The sequence below is a fragment of the Paraburkholderia sp. GAS206C genome (assembly GCF_050435645.1).
Classification (GTDB): Bacteria; Pseudomonadota; Gammaproteobacteria; order Burkholderiales; family Burkholderiaceae; genus Paraburkholderia; species Paraburkholderia phenazinium_B.
In genome coordinates this window covers 123,581-141,090 of record NZ_JBNDKR010000014.1, presented here as the reverse complement: position 1 = coordinate 141,090, position 17,510 = coordinate 123,581, and the positions used below count along the sequence as shown (strand labels likewise).

At 62.1% G+C, this 17,510-nt stretch carries 12 protein-coding genes; 6 read left to right on the top strand and 6 right to left on the bottom strand.

What is annotated here, in order from left to right; all coding sequences use genetic code 11:
- Nucleotides 1-304: 304 nt before the first annotated feature.
- From P3T20_RS33075 to P3T20_RS33065, 3 genes are read right to left on the bottom strand one after another with little or no spacing between them, the layout of a single operon-like run.
- Complete coding sequence (locus P3T20_RS33075; protein ID WP_429289050.1) at nucleotides 305-1,177, bottom strand: DMT family transporter; 873 nt, start codon at nucleotides 1,175-1,177, stop codon at nucleotides 305-307.
- Entirely contained in the window at nucleotides 1,170-1,985 is an 816-nt protein-coding gene (locus tag P3T20_RS33070) for a DUF2182 domain-containing protein (protein ID WP_429289049.1), read from the bottom strand. The genes P3T20_RS33075 and P3T20_RS33070 overlap by 8 nt, the downstream gene beginning before the upstream one ends.
- Nucleotides 1,982-2,584: a DUF1326 domain-containing protein gene (locus P3T20_RS33065; RefSeq protein ID WP_074268523.1), complete on the bottom strand. Its 603-nt coding sequence runs from the start codon at nucleotides 2,582-2,584 to the stop codon at nucleotides 1,982-1,984. The genes P3T20_RS33070 and P3T20_RS33065 overlap by 4 nt, the downstream gene beginning before the upstream one ends.
- Nucleotides 2,585-3,310: 726 nt before the next feature.
- Here P3T20_RS33065 and P3T20_RS33060 point away from each other — a divergent pair.
- Nucleotides 3,311-3,631, top strand: a complete 321-nt coding sequence (locus P3T20_RS33060) for a hypothetical protein (RefSeq protein WP_429289048.1) — start codon at nucleotides 3,311-3,313, stop codon at nucleotides 3,629-3,631.
- 252 nt (nucleotides 3,632-3,883) lie between these two features.
- Here P3T20_RS33060 and P3T20_RS33055 read toward each other — a convergent pair whose 3' ends face one another.
- Complete coding sequence (locus P3T20_RS33055) at nucleotides 3,884-5,011, bottom strand: aminotransferase class V-fold PLP-dependent enzyme (RefSeq protein WP_429289047.1); 1,128 nt, start codon at nucleotides 5,009-5,011, stop codon at nucleotides 3,884-3,886.
- 894 nt (nucleotides 5,012-5,905) lie between these two features.
- Here P3T20_RS33055 and P3T20_RS33050 point away from each other — a divergent pair.
- From P3T20_RS33050 to P3T20_RS33030, 5 genes are all read left to right on the top strand, one after another.
- Entirely contained in the window at nucleotides 5,906-7,375 is a 1,470-nt protein-coding gene (locus P3T20_RS33050) for a tetratricopeptide repeat protein (RefSeq protein WP_429289046.1), read from the top strand.
- A gap of 372 nt (nucleotides 7,376-7,747) precedes the next feature.
- Nucleotides 7,748-7,969: a hypothetical protein gene (locus tag P3T20_RS33045; protein WP_429289045.1), complete on the top strand. Its 222-nt coding sequence runs from the start codon at nucleotides 7,748-7,750 to the stop codon at nucleotides 7,967-7,969.
- 186 nt (nucleotides 7,970-8,155) lie between these two features.
- Nucleotides 8,156-8,653: an NUDIX domain-containing protein gene (locus P3T20_RS33040; RefSeq protein WP_429289044.1), complete on the top strand. Its 498-nt coding sequence runs from the start codon at nucleotides 8,156-8,158 to the stop codon at nucleotides 8,651-8,653.
- Nucleotides 8,654-8,871: 218 nt separating this feature from the next.
- A complete protein-coding gene (locus P3T20_RS33035) occupies nucleotides 8,872-10,623 on the top strand; it encodes a VRR-NUC domain-containing protein (RefSeq protein WP_429289043.1) in 1,752 nt (583 codons plus the stop codon).
- A complete protein-coding gene (locus P3T20_RS33030; RefSeq protein ID WP_429289042.1) occupies nucleotides 10,620-12,893 on the top strand; it encodes an ATP-dependent DNA helicase in 2,274 nt (757 codons plus the stop codon). The genes P3T20_RS33035 and P3T20_RS33030 overlap by 4 nt, the downstream gene beginning before the upstream one ends.
- Before the next feature lie 18 nt (nucleotides 12,894-12,911).
- On the opposite strand, the gene P3T20_RS33025 is transcribed toward P3T20_RS33030, so the two are convergent.
- Both P3T20_RS33025 and P3T20_RS33020 read right to left on the bottom strand, forming a co-directional pair.
- Nucleotides 12,912-15,566 carry a mechanosensitive ion channel family protein gene (locus P3T20_RS33025; protein ID WP_429289041.1) on the bottom strand — a complete coding sequence of 885 codons (2,655 nt, stop codon included), beginning with the start codon at nucleotides 15,564-15,566 and terminating at the stop codon, nucleotides 12,912-12,914.
- Between the two features lie 252 nt (nucleotides 15,567-15,818).
- Nucleotides 15,819-17,504: an MFS transporter gene (locus P3T20_RS33020; RefSeq protein WP_429289040.1), complete on the bottom strand. Its 1,686-nt coding sequence runs from the start codon at nucleotides 17,502-17,504 to the stop codon at nucleotides 15,819-15,821.
- Nucleotides 17,505-17,510: the final 6 nt, after the last annotated feature.

Sequence of the window (17,510 nt, the reverse complement as noted above, 5' to 3'; positions counted from 1 at the left end):
GAATGGGTAGTCGACCTGCGCGAGCGAATGTCCGTTGGACCTTAGAAGCGGTCGCTGCTCCCGCTTTGGTCTGAATGACGGCAATGGGTCGCATGCCGTCGAGTAAGCTCAACGAAAGAACCCGGGAACCATTCGGTTTGCATGGGACAGTGACCGGCGAGGTAGGGACGTTCGAGCGTCGGCTCCGCCCCTGTCAACGGACCTTCGTGCGCCGATCATGACTATCGCAGTCGAAATGGCGCGCCGTCTGTCGGCATGGTCGACCATGCGTGATCGGGAATACGGTTCGCCGGCACGATGGACGCTATGTGCGCGACTTGCTGGTCAGCACCATCGCGATACCACCAAGAATCGTTGCGGAAGCCGCAGCCAGGCGCGGCGTGATCGCTTCCGAAAGGAACGCCACTCCGCCAAATGCAGCGATCAGCGGCACCGACAGCTGTACAGTGGCGGCTCGCATGGCGGTAAGCTTGCTCAGCGCCGCATACCAGATGACATACCCGATGCCGGACGTGAGCGCGCCGGAGGCAATCGCCAGGGCGATCCCGGCCCCGTTCGCGTAAGCGCGGGCGTTGGCGATGAAAAGCACGCTCAGCAAGAGGGCAAGCGGAGCCGCCCGCGCGAAGTTTCCCGCCGTCGCTGCGAGCGGGTGGGCCACTCCGCGGCCACGCAACGAGTACACGCCCCATGCGACGCCCGCTATCGCCATCAACGCCGCGCCGACGAGCGGCGGCGCGGCGATCCCCGGCGACACCAGGTAGACAAGCCCTGCGACAGCCAGTGCGAGACCGAGCCATGCGACGGATCCGAACTTCTCGCCGGAGCGCAGACCCACGCTGAACATCGTCAATTGAACTGCCCCGAACAGAATCAATGCGCCCGTGCCTGCGGACAACGTGAGATACGCGAAGGAGAAGAAGGCGACGTAAACAAACAGCATGGCAGCGGCGAGCCAGTCGGCATGGCCGGGCGCTGCCCGTTCTGACCTGAACCGCACGATGACGGCGAGCACGATCGCTCCCGAAACCAACCTGATGCCGGCGAAGCTGACCGGATCGATTTCCCCGCGCTGCAGCGCGAGCCGGCACAGCAGCGAATTAGCCGCGAAGGCGAGCATCGCCACAGCAGTGAGCACGATCGTCTGCAAAATGAGCAGGCTACCGCGCGCGTCATGCATGGGTCACCACCAGAACGACTGCCCACGACAAAAGCGCCACGCCGAGGGGCGTGCTGAGACGCTTGCCCCAGCGAACGTTCTTTTCGATCGCCATCACGGCGGCAAGCAGGAGCATCCAGCCGAGGCTGCCGGTACCGAGCGCGAACATCAATAGCATCAACGCCCAGCAGCAACCGACGCAGAACAGGCCGTGCTGCGCGCCTAGCGCAAACGCGTTCCGGGCCTGCGCGTGCCCACGCCAGTGCTCGATGACGAAGCTCAAGGGCGTGCGGCATTTTTCAAGGCACCGGTACTTGAGCTTGCTGAACTGAAATGCGCCAGCCACCGCAATGACTGCGACGCCGATCAGCCAGCCGTGCCATGCCAGCGTGGGTACGCTGGCGAGCAGGGACAGCAATGCACTGTGAAGTGCATGCGCCAAAAGTCCGAAGGCTCCCCACACCGTCATGTAGCCCAGGCCGAGCAACATAAGAAGGTACCAATGGTCAGGGCGGCTCGCCGTCAACCGGTCGAAGGCATTGAACAACGGTAACGTGGTCGGCAGCATCATGGCCGCTGTCATAAGGATCCATGCGACTGCGTAGAGCACCACGGGCACGACCACGTAGCCCGCAGGAACAACACGGCACAGAAATGCCGCCGGTCCCGACGCTGTCCAGTCACCGTGCTCGAGATAGCGTCCGTATGGACTACGCGCCCACGCCCATAACACCACCCACGCGAGCGCAATCAGCGCAACCAGGACTGGCAGGAACACGTGAACATGGCGCGAGGCGTGGGCCGACGTTGGGCCGGCCATCGGGCTCATGCATCGAAGACAAACGTGCTCTGCAGGGCGTTGTGATTTTTGATGTCGAGGTCGATGCCGAGTGCGGGGTTCTTCGATCGATAGGTCGGGGCCTTGCCCACAAACACCGGAGCGCCGGGCACTGTCGAGAACACGGTGTCGGACAGCGTGGTCTGGCCCCCGGTCGCGCCGAGATAGGGTTCGAGTTCGGCGTAGTAGTTTGTGCCGATCTCGAGTTCGCCTTTGCCTGCAACCACGGTAAAGCGGATCGGCGCTCGCTCTACGGATACGACCTGGCCAATGAGCTTGGCGAGGTCGGCGACCGGTCCGCCGGCCTGCCCGGTATAGACCTTCAGTAGTGCCTCTTCCTGCGCCTTTGAGGCTTGGTCGTCGACATAGATCGCGGCAGTCCAGTTGCCTTGCAGGATGTTGCCGGGCACATGAGCGACGGCCGCGATGGTATTGCCGGCTACATCGACGCCGTCGACCGTTCCCTTGTCTATACGCCACGCGACAATGGTGTCGCAGGTACCGTTGTCAGGGTCCTCGCCGATCCAGCAGGGGCAAAGCACCTTGCAGTTGCAAACTTCGAGTAGACGACCTTCCAGGTGATAACTCATACGAACCTCCATTGAAGGCACGCGAACACCGACTTGTCGCCGCGGGGCGCGGCTGCAAGAACTCCTAATTTTCCCGCTGCGGGTTGCGACAAGTCAAGTTCGATGACGTCCAGGCCGTTCGATAACGGTCAGACCAGCGGTTGTGCGAGGTCATTGCGTCGTTCAACCCGGGTGACGAGAGGGCTCTTCGATGTCCGCGCGGGGTCTCATCATCGAAGACAGGTTTTGTCGGCGTCAGTATTTTAGAGGCGAGTAGCCTCGCTTGCCGGCCAGTACATAGAAGATGACCGCTGGAATCCAACAAGCCGCCGCTGATCTGGGGCAGGCCCAAACGGCGGGAGTGGGTCGCGTGCTGCCGATTGTCGGTTCGTTCAGCGCTCACCATATAAAGCGTTGTTTTTGCATTCATATGGGAGCCGCGTGATGGTGAGCCTTTTGGTTTCCTGCTGTTAGACCATACTGCTTTCGCCGACAGTGGATACCCGTTACATCTCCATACATTTCTCGGTGCTGAAACAATAGCCATCGACATTTCTCGCACTATTATTGTTGTGAAGATTGTGCGGACGTGAAGCCTGCCACCAGATGAATCCCGGCGAGCTCGGCAGATCCTGGGCCAAAGTGTTCAGTTAGTTTCTCATTTATTAATAAGTTATCCTGCATAAGCTACGAAAAATCTAACCTCAACCCGTGTGCATAAGCTGCCATTCAGGAGAGGAGCGATCGATGAAAGGCATTCCCATTATCCTGGCCATGCTTGCTGCGTCGACCATCGCTGGTTGCCAGACATCGTGCAGTTCAAGCACCGCCGGGGCTGGCACGTCTGTCAGCAGTTCTTCTACGCCGGATCGCAGCGAAGCAACACTCGTTGGGACGCAGGGAAGGGCTCGCGTCGGCAATGACATCGTTGAACTGAAGAATGGCTCCGTTTTCGTAAATGGCGAATCGTATGGCAGCGTCACGGCGACGCAGAAAGTGCAATACATCGTCACGGCCGAGAAGCGCATGCTGCTGGTAGACGGCGAGGTTCGTGCGCCCGTCAGATAGTTTGGCGCAAACGGGTGCACCGTTCGTTGCGATCGTGTCGACAATGGCGTTGGACTCGCGTTGGTGCCGGATAAGCTAAAGCACGCCGACGTGCGAATGACCCGAAAGCGATGCTTAGCCACTTGATCAACGCCGATATTCGAATGATGACAATGATCGAAGCGTGCGCATAAGCTGCCCCGGCAGGTTCCGGGGCCCTACTATCGATCGGTTGCGAGGGCGAGCCATGCGCACATGTACCGCAAAAGCGCTCTAAAGAATACTGTCCAACGCCTTGGCGAGCCTGGCGACTGCGCCTTCGACGTCATGCAGTTTGTCCAGGCCAAATAATCCGACGCGGAAGGTCTTGAAGTCTTCAGGCTCGTCGCATTGAAGGGGAACGCCGGGCGCGATCTGCAAGCCGGCCTCGGCGAATTTCTTGCCTGATCGTATGCCGTCATCGTCCGTGTAGCAGACTACGACGCCCGGAGACTGAAAACCTTCGGCCGCCACGCTTTTGAAACCTTTGCTACTCAAGAGTGAGCGAATGCGCTTGCCGAGTTCAAGCTGCTCCGCTCTTACTTTGTCGAAGCCATACGCCTCGGTTTCCTTCATGACGTCACGCAGCGTCGCGAGACCGTCCGTGGGCATCGTAGCGTGGTACGCGAACCCGCCGTTCTCGTAGGCTTCCATGATTTGCAGCCACTTGCGAAGATCGCACGCGAAACTGGTGCTGGTTGTTGCGTCGATTCTTTCGCGGGCGAGAGGACTGAGCATGACCAGTGCGCAGCAGGGTGACGCGCTCCATCCTTTTTGCGGTGCGCTGATCAGGACATCGACGCCACTGGCCTGCATGTCCACCCAGATCGTACCGGAGGCGATGCAATCCAGTACAAACATGCCGCCGACCGCATGAACAGCGTCGGACACGGCACGCAAATAGGCATCAGGCAACATCATCCCGGATGCAGTTTCGACATGCGGCGCAAAGACCAGATCCGGCTTGTTTTCCTTGATCGCAGCGACCACTTCTTCGATCGGAGCCGGTGCATAGGCGGCCTGCCTTCCTTGTTCGACCGGACGCGCCTTCAACACCGTCGATTCAGATGGAATATCGCCCATGTCGAAAATCTGCGACCAGCGGAAACTGAACCAGCCATTGCGGATGACCAGACACTTCCTGTTCGTCGCGAACTGCCGGGCGACGGCCTCCATGCCGAAAGTCCCGCTGCCCGGGACGACAACAGCCGACTTCGCGTTGTAGACTTTTTTCAGGGCGCCGGAAATATCGCGTACGACTCCTTGAAAGAGCTGCGACATGTGATTGATTGATCGGTCGGTGTAAACGACCGAATATTCGAGGAGTCCCTCGCGGTCGACATGGGGAAGTAATCCTGGCACGTTCGCCTCCGGTTATAGACGAATAAAAGAATCGAAAACAAATTCTAACGAAAGCCACCTGCAACGGCATCGGACGATAGCGCCCGTTATCCATCCGGCAAGTTTCGACATGGACCAGCCGTCGAGCCACACCAGTTGGCAATGCTGCAGTGGCAACAATCGGCACTATTGTGAACCTTCGCCGGAGCGTGGTCGAAAAATGAAACTCCCAACTTTCTTGTGGGAGTTTGCCATGAAGAGAGAACAATCCCGTGATGCGTGGAACAACCTCCTGCAAAGCCGTCACCCGATGACTGCAGCGCATGCGCGACCCACCCGATAATCGTCGAGTGGAGTTCGGCCGGAGCCGACGTTCGGGTACCACCGTTGGTCAGGCAGCTTCTGGTTGCTTTCCTGTGATTCGCTACTCAGCGACTGCGAACTGCCGTTCACACAGTAAGCAGATGCGTACTTGCGTGTCGGCTGCGCCTTCGGCGAGGAACTGCCTGAACTCCGGCTCTTCACGTCCGGCAATCGCAATGCAAGCAGCTATTACGCCCTGAAACACCTCGTCGGCGTACGCTGCGGCGGCCGGTCCGCGTGCTCGCCCATCAGCTTGTGCCCGACCAGCATCGCCTCTTCGGCGCGCGAAACTCCTTTTTCAGGTTGGCGTCCCGATGCAGCTTGTTATTGCTGTGCTAAATCGGAAATTTGATTAATTCGATCGACCGGTGTTTCGTTTTTAACATTGTGAATGTCTCGCGGCTTTAGTTCTTGTAGGAACTCTCGTCCTTTTTCTATTGCAGGACAACGAACGAGAAACTATCTCAATGAGCTCGGCTACTGTCGGCGGAAGAATGGCAAGCCGCGTTCGCCGACTGCTGCGGTAGCCCGTTCGAACTGAAAGGTGCCGCGATGAAACTTTCACAGATTTTCAAGCAAGGTGTCCGGTTCGTCGCCACGGCTGGCGGCGTGTTCGTGCGCGCCGTGCAGTCCGGTTTTCGCGGACTCGGCTACCTGCAAAAAGGGCTCGTTGCGATTGGAGTGATCGCCGCTGTAGGCATTGGGCTGGTCTATACGGGTTCAGGCTTGCGCTCGGTCACGATAATTGAGCCGATCGCAACGCCGAGCGATCTTGTCGCAAGCGGATTCACCGCGTCCACGAGTCAAAGCAGGTTCAGCGAAGACATGCTTTCGATGATCAATTCTGCGTCTTCAGTCATGCCTACCGAGATCCACGATACGCTCGAAGAAGAAGGAACAAAGGACCTGCATCTTGAGGTTCCGGGAACCGGAATGTCGGTCCAGGACGTGGTGACCGCGATCAAGGACATTACCCGGCGTGACGGTCATATCACCGCGGAAATCGTCTGGGACGGTGGGGCGCTGCGGCTCTTCGGACGCGTGGTTAGACCCGGAGGCGAAGCGTATCTGTTTGATGCTTACAGTCAGCGCGGCGACGTGGATGAAGTGATTTCTCGGGGAGCAAGGGCTGCGATGCAGATTTACAGCCCTTACATACTTGCATCGTCTGTCTTCGACCAGGCACAAAAAGAATGCGAGGAAGGGACGTCTTGCCAATACACCGATGCAGCAAATGAATTTGAAAAGGTTCTGAAAAATGGGTCACCCAAGGATCAGGAGAAGCTCGCCATGTGGGCGGATCTTGGACTGTCCAAGATTGCGGAAAACAATCTCGATTACCTGACAGAGATCGAGCGCGCACGGCAGGCGATAAGGATTGATCGAAAGTTCTCGTGGGCTCGCTATAACTGGGGCATCGCACTGGAAAACATGGGTTGCGATAAGGAGGCACTCGAAAAATATCAACGGGTAGCAGTCGATCGCGACCTTTTCGCCGCCGGGCATAATGCGCTCGGACGCGAGTACCTTAAAATTGCGAGCCACGAATATATACCGACGGACTCATCGCTTCGACTGCACGCCCGGCCAGCCGAGTTGGCCCAACGCGAGTTCGAATCGGCCATTCGACACGATCCGCGCTATGCCGAGGCTTATGTCAATCTGGGCGAAGCGCTGGAGCTACAGGGAAAGCATACTGAGGCGCTGGACAAGCTGCGCGCGGCAATCGCGCTGGACGACGAATATACAAGCAAGGCGTACAAAGAGGTCGCGAAGATCGAGACCCGACTCAGAGAACCGGAAAGGGCTGCAACCGCACTGGAGGAGGCCATGATTAGCGAAAGACGCCATCCGCAGTGCCGCGGCAATTCGGAATCGGCCGACGCCGACGCGTGGCGCAGTTGCCTCGCCGACCTGTCAAAGGATGAGCTGCCGAAATTTGGCCGGCACACGGTGAATTGGCCAACGGCGCATTTCGAAACCGCGGATTGCCGGAGGTACGCAATCGAAAACTGGCCTTGAGTCGGCGAACCACGTGGACTGTGATTACCACGGTGCCCGGTTCCTGGGCGCTAGCGTGAGCGTGTCGAACGGGGAGCGCCTGACCGTCGCCCCATACTTCGAATGAGCGTTCATCCGCTGAACTGAAACTGTTGTCCGGGCCGTTCAGCTGGCTTTGACATAGAGTTGCCGCTCTCCTGGAGCAGTCGAAAAATCTGTCGCTTGAATGAATTGCCCGGCGGCCCCATTCTGCTCAGTGCCTTCGCAGCATCTTGGTGTGCAACATCACTCGCGACCGCCAAGCTGCGATTCTCCAAATCCCCTCCGCATTTCAAAGTAATATTGCCGCATCGAACCTCGACACCAAGAGCATAAAAAACCCGGAGGCCCCGCTTGAGTAAAACCATCAAGGCATTTACGCTCGCCATCATCATCTTTCCGGTAATGTGTTCCGCTCAGACAAGCGGCTGCGATGCGAAACGCAACTCGGTGGAGCAAGAGATCGCCTACGCAAAGGCCGACGGCACGAGTGCAAGGAAAATTGCCGAGCGGCAGCGCAAGGTCGATGAGGCGCATGCGGAACTCGAGAGATTGCAGACGGAAGCGGCGCAATAATCACCTTTGCCGTGACGGCTTCAGTGCAGCGCTTCGGGAAGCATGCTCCGCAGGTCTTAACCATTCGATACCTGGGCGAGCCGCACAGTTTTTTCACGCAGCGGCACACCAGACACCAAACGACTAACCCACGCGAACGCGACGAACCGGAAGATCCTCTGACCATGAAAGGAAAGGAGAGACCTCATGCAGAGCCATGAGCGAGCGCGTCTGGCCATGCTTGTCGACTCTGTCTGGCGCATGGCGCTTCGCCTCGGATTCCGGCTCGCTCGCGCCTGGTGGCACCTTCGACGGCCTCGCCACGAGGGCGCGCTAGTCGCAATCTATGTCGGGCAGGCGCTGTTGCTGGTGCACTCATCGTACCGCGACGAGTGGAATTTTCCCGGCGGTAGTCTCGAGCCTGGCGAGGCGCCCGAAGCAGCGGCGCACCGCGAAATGGAGGAGGAGCTGGGTCTCTCGCCGCACCCATTACGCCCCGCGGGCAGCGTGTACGGCATTTGGGACGGGCGAAGAGACCGGGTGCATTTCTTTGAACTGCACCTCGATCGCTTGCCCGAGCTGCGGCTTGATAATCGTGAGATTGTCGCAACGCATCTGGCATCGCCTGAGGAGTTGCAGGGCATGGCGCTGACAGGGGCAGTCATCGCGTATCTCAGCAGTCGATCGCCGGTCGATAGCGCCTGAAGCGATATCACGCCGCAGGTCGACTGCTAGCGGTTGCCTCAGTTTCTTCCGGTGACAAAACCGTGTCGCCCGATTGTCTCGCGATTCGTTTATTCGTTCATCCGCCGCTGAAGCCAGTCAGGAGGTGTGGGCCGTCAATCATCGAAACCGCGGCCACGCGCGGTTTGCTATCATATACTGTACAAACATACAGTCCATTGATCGTCCCGTGGTGACCGATGCTTCCTGACGCGCCCTCCGTCGCTACTATCGATGTTCCTTCCGCGGCTCTTGCCGGCCAGGCAGGGGAGAGCTCGCCGCCGCCCTGGGCGCTTTACTACCTGCTGAATTTCGAACGTGCGCTGGCATGGCTCGCCGAGCGCTACGCCGACGTGCTCGGCCCCGACGAGCGCAGCTTTCTCACGGAGTTCAGCCGCTTGCCACAGGCATCGCGGGCGCTGCTCGTGCGCATGCTGATGCGCAAAGGCACGCTTTTCAAAGCCAGCCGCCTGATCTACGACGAAATCGGCTGCCCACTGCTCGCAGCCACGCCATTGATTGCGCTCGGCTGGATCGACGCCACGCCTCATCTAAGCCTCGACGAGCTATTCGCGCTGGCGACCCGCCTGGAACTGCAGCAGATTTTTACCGACGTCCCCGCACGCAAAGGGCTCCGCAAGGCAGATCTGCTCGACGCCTTGCGTGCGACCTGTCACGACGCCAAACCCTACGACGTCTGGAATCCGCAAACCTCCGACCGTGTGTTTCATGTCACCGTCGCGCCGCTGTGCGAACGTCTGAGGCTGATGTTCTTCGGCAATCTGCAGCAGGACTGGTCGGAGTTCGTGCTCGCGGATCTCGGCGTGTTCCAGTACGAGACGGTGGCGTTTTCTCCGTCGTCACGGGCGTTTCAACAGCGCGCGGATGTGGATGGTTATCTCGCCTTGCACGCCTGTCGTGAAGCGCTCGAGACGCTGACCGCGGATGAGCCCGTTGACCCGCTGCTCGACGAAATCGCTGCTATCGAGATCGGCAACCCGTGGCTCGAAGCGCGTCGTGCCAAGCTGCTCTTTCGCGTCGGACAGCATCGCGAACGCCAGCAGCAGTGGGACGCGGCGCTGAGCGTCTATATACGCTGCACCTGGCCGGGGGCACGTCATCGGCGCATGCGGGTGCTCGAGCGTTGTGGCCGTTTCGAGGCGGCGTTAGCCCTGGCGCAGGAAGCGGCCGAAGGGCCGGAAAGCGAAGAGGAACGTCAGCGTCTCGCTCGCATGTTGCCGCGACTGCAACGCCGTCTGGGTCTACAGGCAGCGAGGGGCACGGGGGCTCGTCCCATCGAGCGCAGTACGCTGGTTTTGCCTCGGCCCGCTGCGGCTCTCGCGGTGGAATACGTCGCGCGCGATCATCTGGGGTGTCCGCACGCGCCGGTTCACTATGTCGAGAATGCGCTGATCAATTCGTTGTTCGGTTTGCTGTGCTGGGAACCCGTGTTCGCGGCGATTCCCGGTGCGTTTTTCCATCCTTTCCAGCGCGGCCCAGCTGATCTGCATGCGCCCGATTTCCACGCGCGCCGCGCCGCGCAGTTCGAAGTTTGCCTCGCGCAACTCGACAGTGGCGCGTATCGCGAGACGATACTGCGGCATCTCGAGAGCAAGGCAGGGTTGCAGTCTCCGTTCGTGTTCTGGGGTGTTTTGACGCCCGAGCTCGTCACCCAGGCACTCGATTGTCTGCCGGCCGCGCATCTGAAACTCTGGTTCGAACGGCTCCTGCGCGACATTCGCAGCAACCGTTCCGGCCTGCCGGATCTCGTGCGCTTCTGGCCTGCCGAGCGGCGCTATGAGCTGATCGAAGTGAAGGGGCCCGGCGATCGTCTGCAGGACAACCAGATCCGCTGGCTCGAATACTGTGCGCAGCACGGCATGCCCGTGCGTGTGCTCGACATACGCTGGGCCGACGACGAACTTGCCATCGACGCCGGGGCGGACGCATGACCTACGTCGTGGCCGTGCGGGCGTTGTGCGAGTTCACGGCGAAACGCGGCGATCTCGATCTGCGTTTTACGCCCGCGCCCACGGCTGCGGAGGGCATCGCGGGACATGCCACCGTAGCGGGGCGGCGGGCTGACGACTACGAGGCGGAGATTACGCTGACCGGTGTACATCGCAGCCTCACCGTGCGCGGCCGGGCGGACGGGTATGACCCCGTGCTCAATCGGATCGAAGAGGTCAAGACCTATCGTGGCGATCTCGCGGCGATGCGGGACAATCACCGCGCATTGCATTGGGCTCAGGCACTGGTTTATGGTCATCTGCTGTGTCACTCGCGCGGTCTGACCGGGGTGCATGTGGCACTGGTCTACTTCGACATTGCGAGCCAGAAGGAGACCGTGCTGTCCCTGTTGCACACGGCGGCCTCTCTGGAAGCATTTTTTGTCGAGCAGTGCGAGCGGTTTATCGGCTGGGCCACTCAAGAGGAGGCGCACCGTAACGCACGCAATGCGGCATTAGGCACGTTGGCGTTTCCGCATGCTGAGTTTCGCAGCGGACAGCGCGAACTGGCGGTATCGGTTTACCGCGCTGCACGCGACGGACAGACTTTGATGGCGCAGGCGCCTACCGGCATCGGCAAGACGCTCGCGACCATTTTTCCGCTGCTCAAGGCCTGCGCGGCCGATCAGGTGGAACGGATCTTTTTTCTGACCGCCAAGACGCCGGGGCGAGCGCTTGCGCTGGATGCCGTCGATGTGTTGCATGCCAGCGCAGAGGCCAATGGCAACGTGAACGCGTTGCCATTGCGCACACTCGAACTGGTGGCGCGCGACAAAGCCTGCGAGCATCCAGACAAGGCCTGCCATGGCGACTCCTGTCCGCTCGCGCGAGGTTTCTATGACCGCCTCGACGAGGCGCGCAGAACGGCACTTGCTCATCGCCGTCTCGACCGCGCGACTGTGCGATCAGCGGCGCTCGCGCACGACGTCTGTCCGTACTATCTCGCGCAGGAACTGGTGCGCTGGAGCGACATCGTAGTAGGCGACTACAACTACTACTACGACAGCAGCGCGTTGCTCTACGCGCTAACCCAGTTGAACCAGTGGCGCATAGCGGTGCTGGTCGACGAAGCGCACAACCTGCTCGACCGGGCGCGTCGGATGTACACGGCGTCGCTCGAGCAAAGCGCATTCCGCGCTGCGCGCAAGAGCGCCCCCATAGCTTTGCGCAAGCCGCTCGAACGGCTCAATCGCGAGTGGAATGCGTTGAATCGCGCGCAGACCGAGGGCTACCAGGTGCATTCCGAAGTGCCGCCGCGCCTGTTGAGCGCCGCGCAAAATCTGATCGGTGCGGTGACCGAGCAAGTGGCGGAGGCGCCGTTGTCGATCGATGAAACGCAGCTGCGTTTTTATTTCGATGCAATGCATTTCGTGTCATTGGCTGAACAGTTCGGCGAGCATTCGGTGTTCGACACGACGCTCGCTTCTGGCGCTTCCGCTACGCGTGCCTCGACGCTGTGTGTGCGCAACGTGATCCCCGCGCCATTTCTCGTCCCGCGTTACGCGGCGGCGCGCACCACCGTGATGTTCTCGGGCACGCTGAGTCCGCATCATTTCTATCGGGACACGCTCGGCCTTCCGGAAGAAACCCGTTGGCTCGATGTCGAGGGGCCGTTTCGAGCGGAGCAACTGAAGGTGCATGTCGCGAGCCACGTATCGACACGCTGGCGCGATCGCGAACGCTCTCTCGCGCCGATCGTCGAGTTGATCGCGCAGCAATACGCGGTGCAGCCCGGCAACTACCTTGGCTTTCTAAGCAGCTTCGATTACCTGCAACGGGTCGTGGCGTTGATGCGCGAGCGCTATCCCGAGGTCCCGGTGTGGATGCAGGAGCAGGGCATGGACGAAGCCGCGCGTGAAGCCTTTCTCGCGCGCTTCCGGGCCATGGGTCAAGGCGTGGGTTTCGCGGTGTTGGGCGGCGCGTTCTCGGAGGGCGTCGACCTGGTGGGTGAGCAGCTTATCGGCGCGTTTGTTGCGACGCTCGGCCTGCCGCAGATCAACGACGTCAACGAACAGATGCGCCGCACCATGGAGGCGAAGTTCGGCAACGGCTACGACTACATGTACCTGTATCCAGGGCTGCAGAAGGTAGTGCAGGCCGCCGGGCGGGTGATCCGCACCGAGCAGGACACCGGAGTCGTGCATCTGATCGATGACCGCTATCGGCGTCCTGAGGTGCGTCGCCTGCTGCCGCGCTGGTGGCAGGTGCCTTGAGGAGGCGCGGGCTCAGGTTCAGGAGCCCGAGCGTCTCGCCGGACCGGGCCGTGCTTCGCCTGCCGCTTGCGTTGATGCCTGTGCTGGCGGCTGCGTGGGTGTCTGCGCTGTGCCTTGCACTGGCGGTTGCGCTTCCGGCGCAGTCACCTCGGCCGAACCCCCTGTAGCCTCATCCGCCGCTTCAGGAGGCGTCGCTCCATCGCCCCGTACGAACACCGTGCGCTGCGGATTAGCAATCTGGATGCCGCGTTCCTGAAACAATTGGGCCACGCGCCGGTTGAATTCGCGCTGTACGCCCCAGCGCCCGCTATCGCGGCACTGTATCTGACCGGACATCGTTATCGCCGAGCCGTCGACGGAGTCGATCCCCCAGTATGCGAAGTCGGACAGGATGCCGTCCTTGAACTGCGGATCCTCGCGCAGAGACGCACCAATCTCCTTGAGCGTGGCGATCGCGAGGTCGACGTCCTGACCATAGATGATGCTGACCTTCACGGCAGCATTGCCGAGGCCGCGATTGGTATTGTTGACCGTCGACACCGAACTGAACGGCACCGTGTACAGCGAGCCGTCGCCGCCGCGCAGACGCACCGTGCGGATCGACAGATATTCGACGGTGCCCGACACGCCAGCGAGCGTGACCCAGTCGCCGACCTGCATGGCGTTTTCCATCAGCAGGAAAATGCCCGTGATGAAGTCCTGCACCAGCTTTTGCGAACCGAAGCCGAGCGCCACGCCGAAGATGCTGGCGCCGGCCAGCAGCGGTCCGATATTCACGCCGAGTTCGCTGAGCCCGGTGAGGACCACGACGAGGGCAATCACGACGAACAGCAGGCTGCGCAGCATCGGCAGCAAGGTGCGCAGGCGGGCGGCGCGCACGAGGTCACCCGCAGTGGTCCACTGGTGCAGACGCCGTTCGACGGTGACGTTGGCCGCTTCCCACACGAACAGCGCAACGCCCGCGGCAATGGCAATCGTCACCAACGCGGAAGCGAGCCGGTGGCCGATGGTGCCGCTCTCGAACAGCACTGCCACGTTGGCGCCCCACACCTGGAACAGCACCAGCACGGTGATCACACCGACCACCGACGAGACGACGTGGCGCAGCAGCGGGTAATAGCGGTAGGCGTGCTGATGAACGAGGGAGTCGTTGGTCTGGCCGTTCTGCGAGTCGAACATCCGCGCGAGTGCGCCGAAGATCACGATAGACACGACCCGCGCGCCCACCAGCACCGCAATCGAAATGCCGCCCAGATGCACCAGCGTGTGATAGCCGTTGCGAACATCGAGCGCCCAAACGAACCACAGCGCCATCACGACGAACACGCTGATCGTGGCCCACGAATCGGCGAGCGCGTTGCCAAATACCGCCAGCGACCGGCTGGCGGCGCAGCGTACCCGGATGCGCGCGGCGACCGGCCGCCGGCATTGCAGGATCAGCAGCGAGATCATGACGTGGCCGATCAGCGCGACCACTTTCATCAGCGCGGTGTGTGCGTCGTCGTTCAGCCCAAGCGCCACTGCGGTCTCGGCGAGCGCCGAGCCCGCGCCGACCACGCTGACGATCATCACCACCCAGCGCTGCGTAAACGCTGCCCATCTGCTGCCCATCTGCAGGAGCCGCAGACGTGGCGCGTCGGGTTGCAGAAAGAAGCCGCTGACGATCACGATCACGCGGCTCAGCACATAGATATCGATGATCGAATCGAGGGCATGGTCTTGCGGCGTGCCGTCCTCGGAGAGGACTGACATCAGCAGGCTTGCTACGCCGATGAAGACGGCGAGCGGAACGCATCGAACCACCATGCGCAGCGCGGCACGCGGCAGACGGCGCATCAGCGAGTAGTGGACTGCGGCGTGCCGCTGGCCAGATGTAGCGCTCGCGTCTGGCGTGGCCGGGGCGGGAGCGGGGGCAGGGGCGGAGGTAGGGGCAGCGCCGGCGGCCGCCAGTTCGGCGTCGGACTCGGCAAGGGTGTCGCTGTCGCTCGGGACGGTTTGCGCGGATGGGGTTGCAGCAAGGGCTGTGTCGGCGGCCGCAGCAGTGCCGTTGGCATCTGCGACCACCTCCGGCGGTTCGTCGAGAAACATCTCGCGCGGGTCCATATTGCGGCGGTTCGCCAGCGCGGTGAGCGCCTTGCGCAGCAGGCGGCGCGTCAGCCATTCAAAGGCCAGCGCGGGGATCAGTGCGCCGAGCAGCGTGAGGACAATGGTGCCCAGTTCGCCGCGCTGCTGCGGGTCGTTCATCAACGCGATCCACCACACGCGCACGGACGTCACGTCGAGCAGGGCCGCCAGCGAGCGGCGCAGCGCGCCCGCCACCTGTACGGCGCCATGGGCGCCCTCGCGGGCCAATTGTGAGGCGAGACCGTTCGATTCGAACGCGGCGCGTACGGTGGCCGCCGCGCCGCTTGCCGCCGAGGCTGGAGCCGGCGCAGAGGCAGCCGTGGACGCCGAGGCCGGTGGTGCGCTAAGCGCGCCGGCTGCGGCGATTGCGTGCAGCGTGTCGACGATCTGGGCCCGCTGTTTGGGGTCGTTGAGGACCACCAGCGCTTGCCGGGCCTGAGCAGGCGTCAGCGTGACGGGCGGAGTGGCCGTGGAGGCCGGCGCTGGCGCGGCAGCGAAGGCGGGCGCAGCGAACAGGATCAACAACCAGACGATGAGTAGTTTGCGCATAGGGGATAAGCGGGACGGCCGCGATGATCGGCGCCGTCCGGGTACGGGCCAATTCGGCCGGATTGACTGAATATAAAACGACAGCGGCTTGACTACGCAAGTTCCGCACGATGGGGACCGATCGACGATAAACCGGCTTTGCGTCGAGCGCGTCGGTGAATCGTAAGCTAAGACTGTGCAACGATTATGCACGCCTGCGGCCGCGGGCGTGTGTCAGCCAGACGCTGGAAGCCTGGCCGCTCGGCAGATACGTCATTTGCGGCGCTGCACGGTAGCGGCTGCGAGGGCCGCTCCGGCCAGCGCGCAAGCAGCCGAGGCCAGCGCGACTGCGCGCAGCGCTGCGCCGAGCGCGTCAGCTTGTGCGCGGGCAAGCGCTGGTGAATCTGGCGGAGCTGCAGACGCGGACGCGGACGCCGGTAACGGTTGCGCCGCCCTCGGTGCCGCTTCGTGCGCGCCGGCAGCGCTCGGTGCCGACGAGTCTGCTAAATCCGCACCCGGTTCCAGCAACTGCCCCGTGCGCTGCGCCTCCTGCGGCACATGCAACTGAATCAGCCGCGCTGCTAGCGCCGTGTTATGCGACCACACAAACACAATTCCGAGTACGGCGATCGCCAGCAGACTCGCCACCCGGGCGACCGCGTTGTTGATGCCGGAGGCGACCCCGCTGCGCTCAGCCGATACCGCCGCCATGACCGTCGTCGTCAGCGGCGCAACGGTGATGGTCAGGCCTAGCCCGAGCACGATCATCGCAGGAAAGAAGCCGCTCCAATACTCGCCGCGCACCCACGGCAACGCCAGCATGGCGAAGCCGGCCGCAGCGACGCAGGGTCCCACTGTCAGCAGCGCTCGCGCGCCGTAACGGCGGGTCAGATCGCCGGTGAAGCGCGACAGCAGCCCGATCGTCACCGGCAATGGCAGCAACGCGCCGCCGGCTGCAGTGGCGCTGTATCCGTAAGCGCGAATCAGCGTGAACGGCAAGAAAAACAGCACGCCGCCCAAGCCGAAGTACAGCAGCAGCGTCACGAGGTTCGCGCCGACGAAATCGCGCGAATGGAACACGTCGAGCGGCATCATGGGGTTGCGGCTCCTCGCCTCGATCATGACGAAGGCGATCAGCACCACCACGCCCGCGCCGATCAGGCCAAGCACCCGGCGATCCGCGAGCCCGCGCGTGGAGGCTATCGTCAGACCGTAGGTCAGCGCGGCGAGCCCCGCTGCAGCGGCCGCCGCACCGAGCCAGTCGAGCTGCTTCGGCGCGTCGGTCTTATGACTGTTGGGCACCGCCACGAGCGCGAGTGCCACTGTCGCGCAGGCAATCGGCAGATTCAGAAAGAAGATCGCCCGCCACGAAAACGCGTCGACCAGCCAGCCGCCAGCCACCGGCCCCACCGCCGAGGTGATGGCACCCACCCCCGCCCAGGTGCCGATAGCCTTGCCGCGTTCGTCCACATCGAAGACCGCGCCGATAATCGCCAGACTGCTGGGCACCAGCAACGCTGCGCCGATGCCTTGTATCGCGCGTGCGGCGATCAATGTGGCCGCGTTCGGCGCGAATCCACAGCCGGCCGAGGCCAGCGTAAAAATGACGATACCGGTGATGAAGATGGTGCGCCGTCCGAGCTTGTCACCGAGCGAGCCGCCCACCAGCACGAGCGAACCGAGAAACAGCAGATAGGCATTGACGACCCACTGGATGGCCGCCACGCTCGCCCCGAGTTCCGCCTGGATGGAGGGCAGGGCGACGTTGACCACCGAGCCGTCGATAAACGCCATGCTCGATCCGAGGATGGTGGCCGCCAGAGCGAGCCGCTTGTAGCGGCAAGGGCGCCCGGGCGCGGGCGGCTGCGCGCCGATGACAAGTTCGTCGCATGGGCTCGCCTGAGCGGCGACGGGGTGGGCGGTCCGCGCGGGTGTCCGGGAGAGCTGCGGACCGGTCAAGCGGAC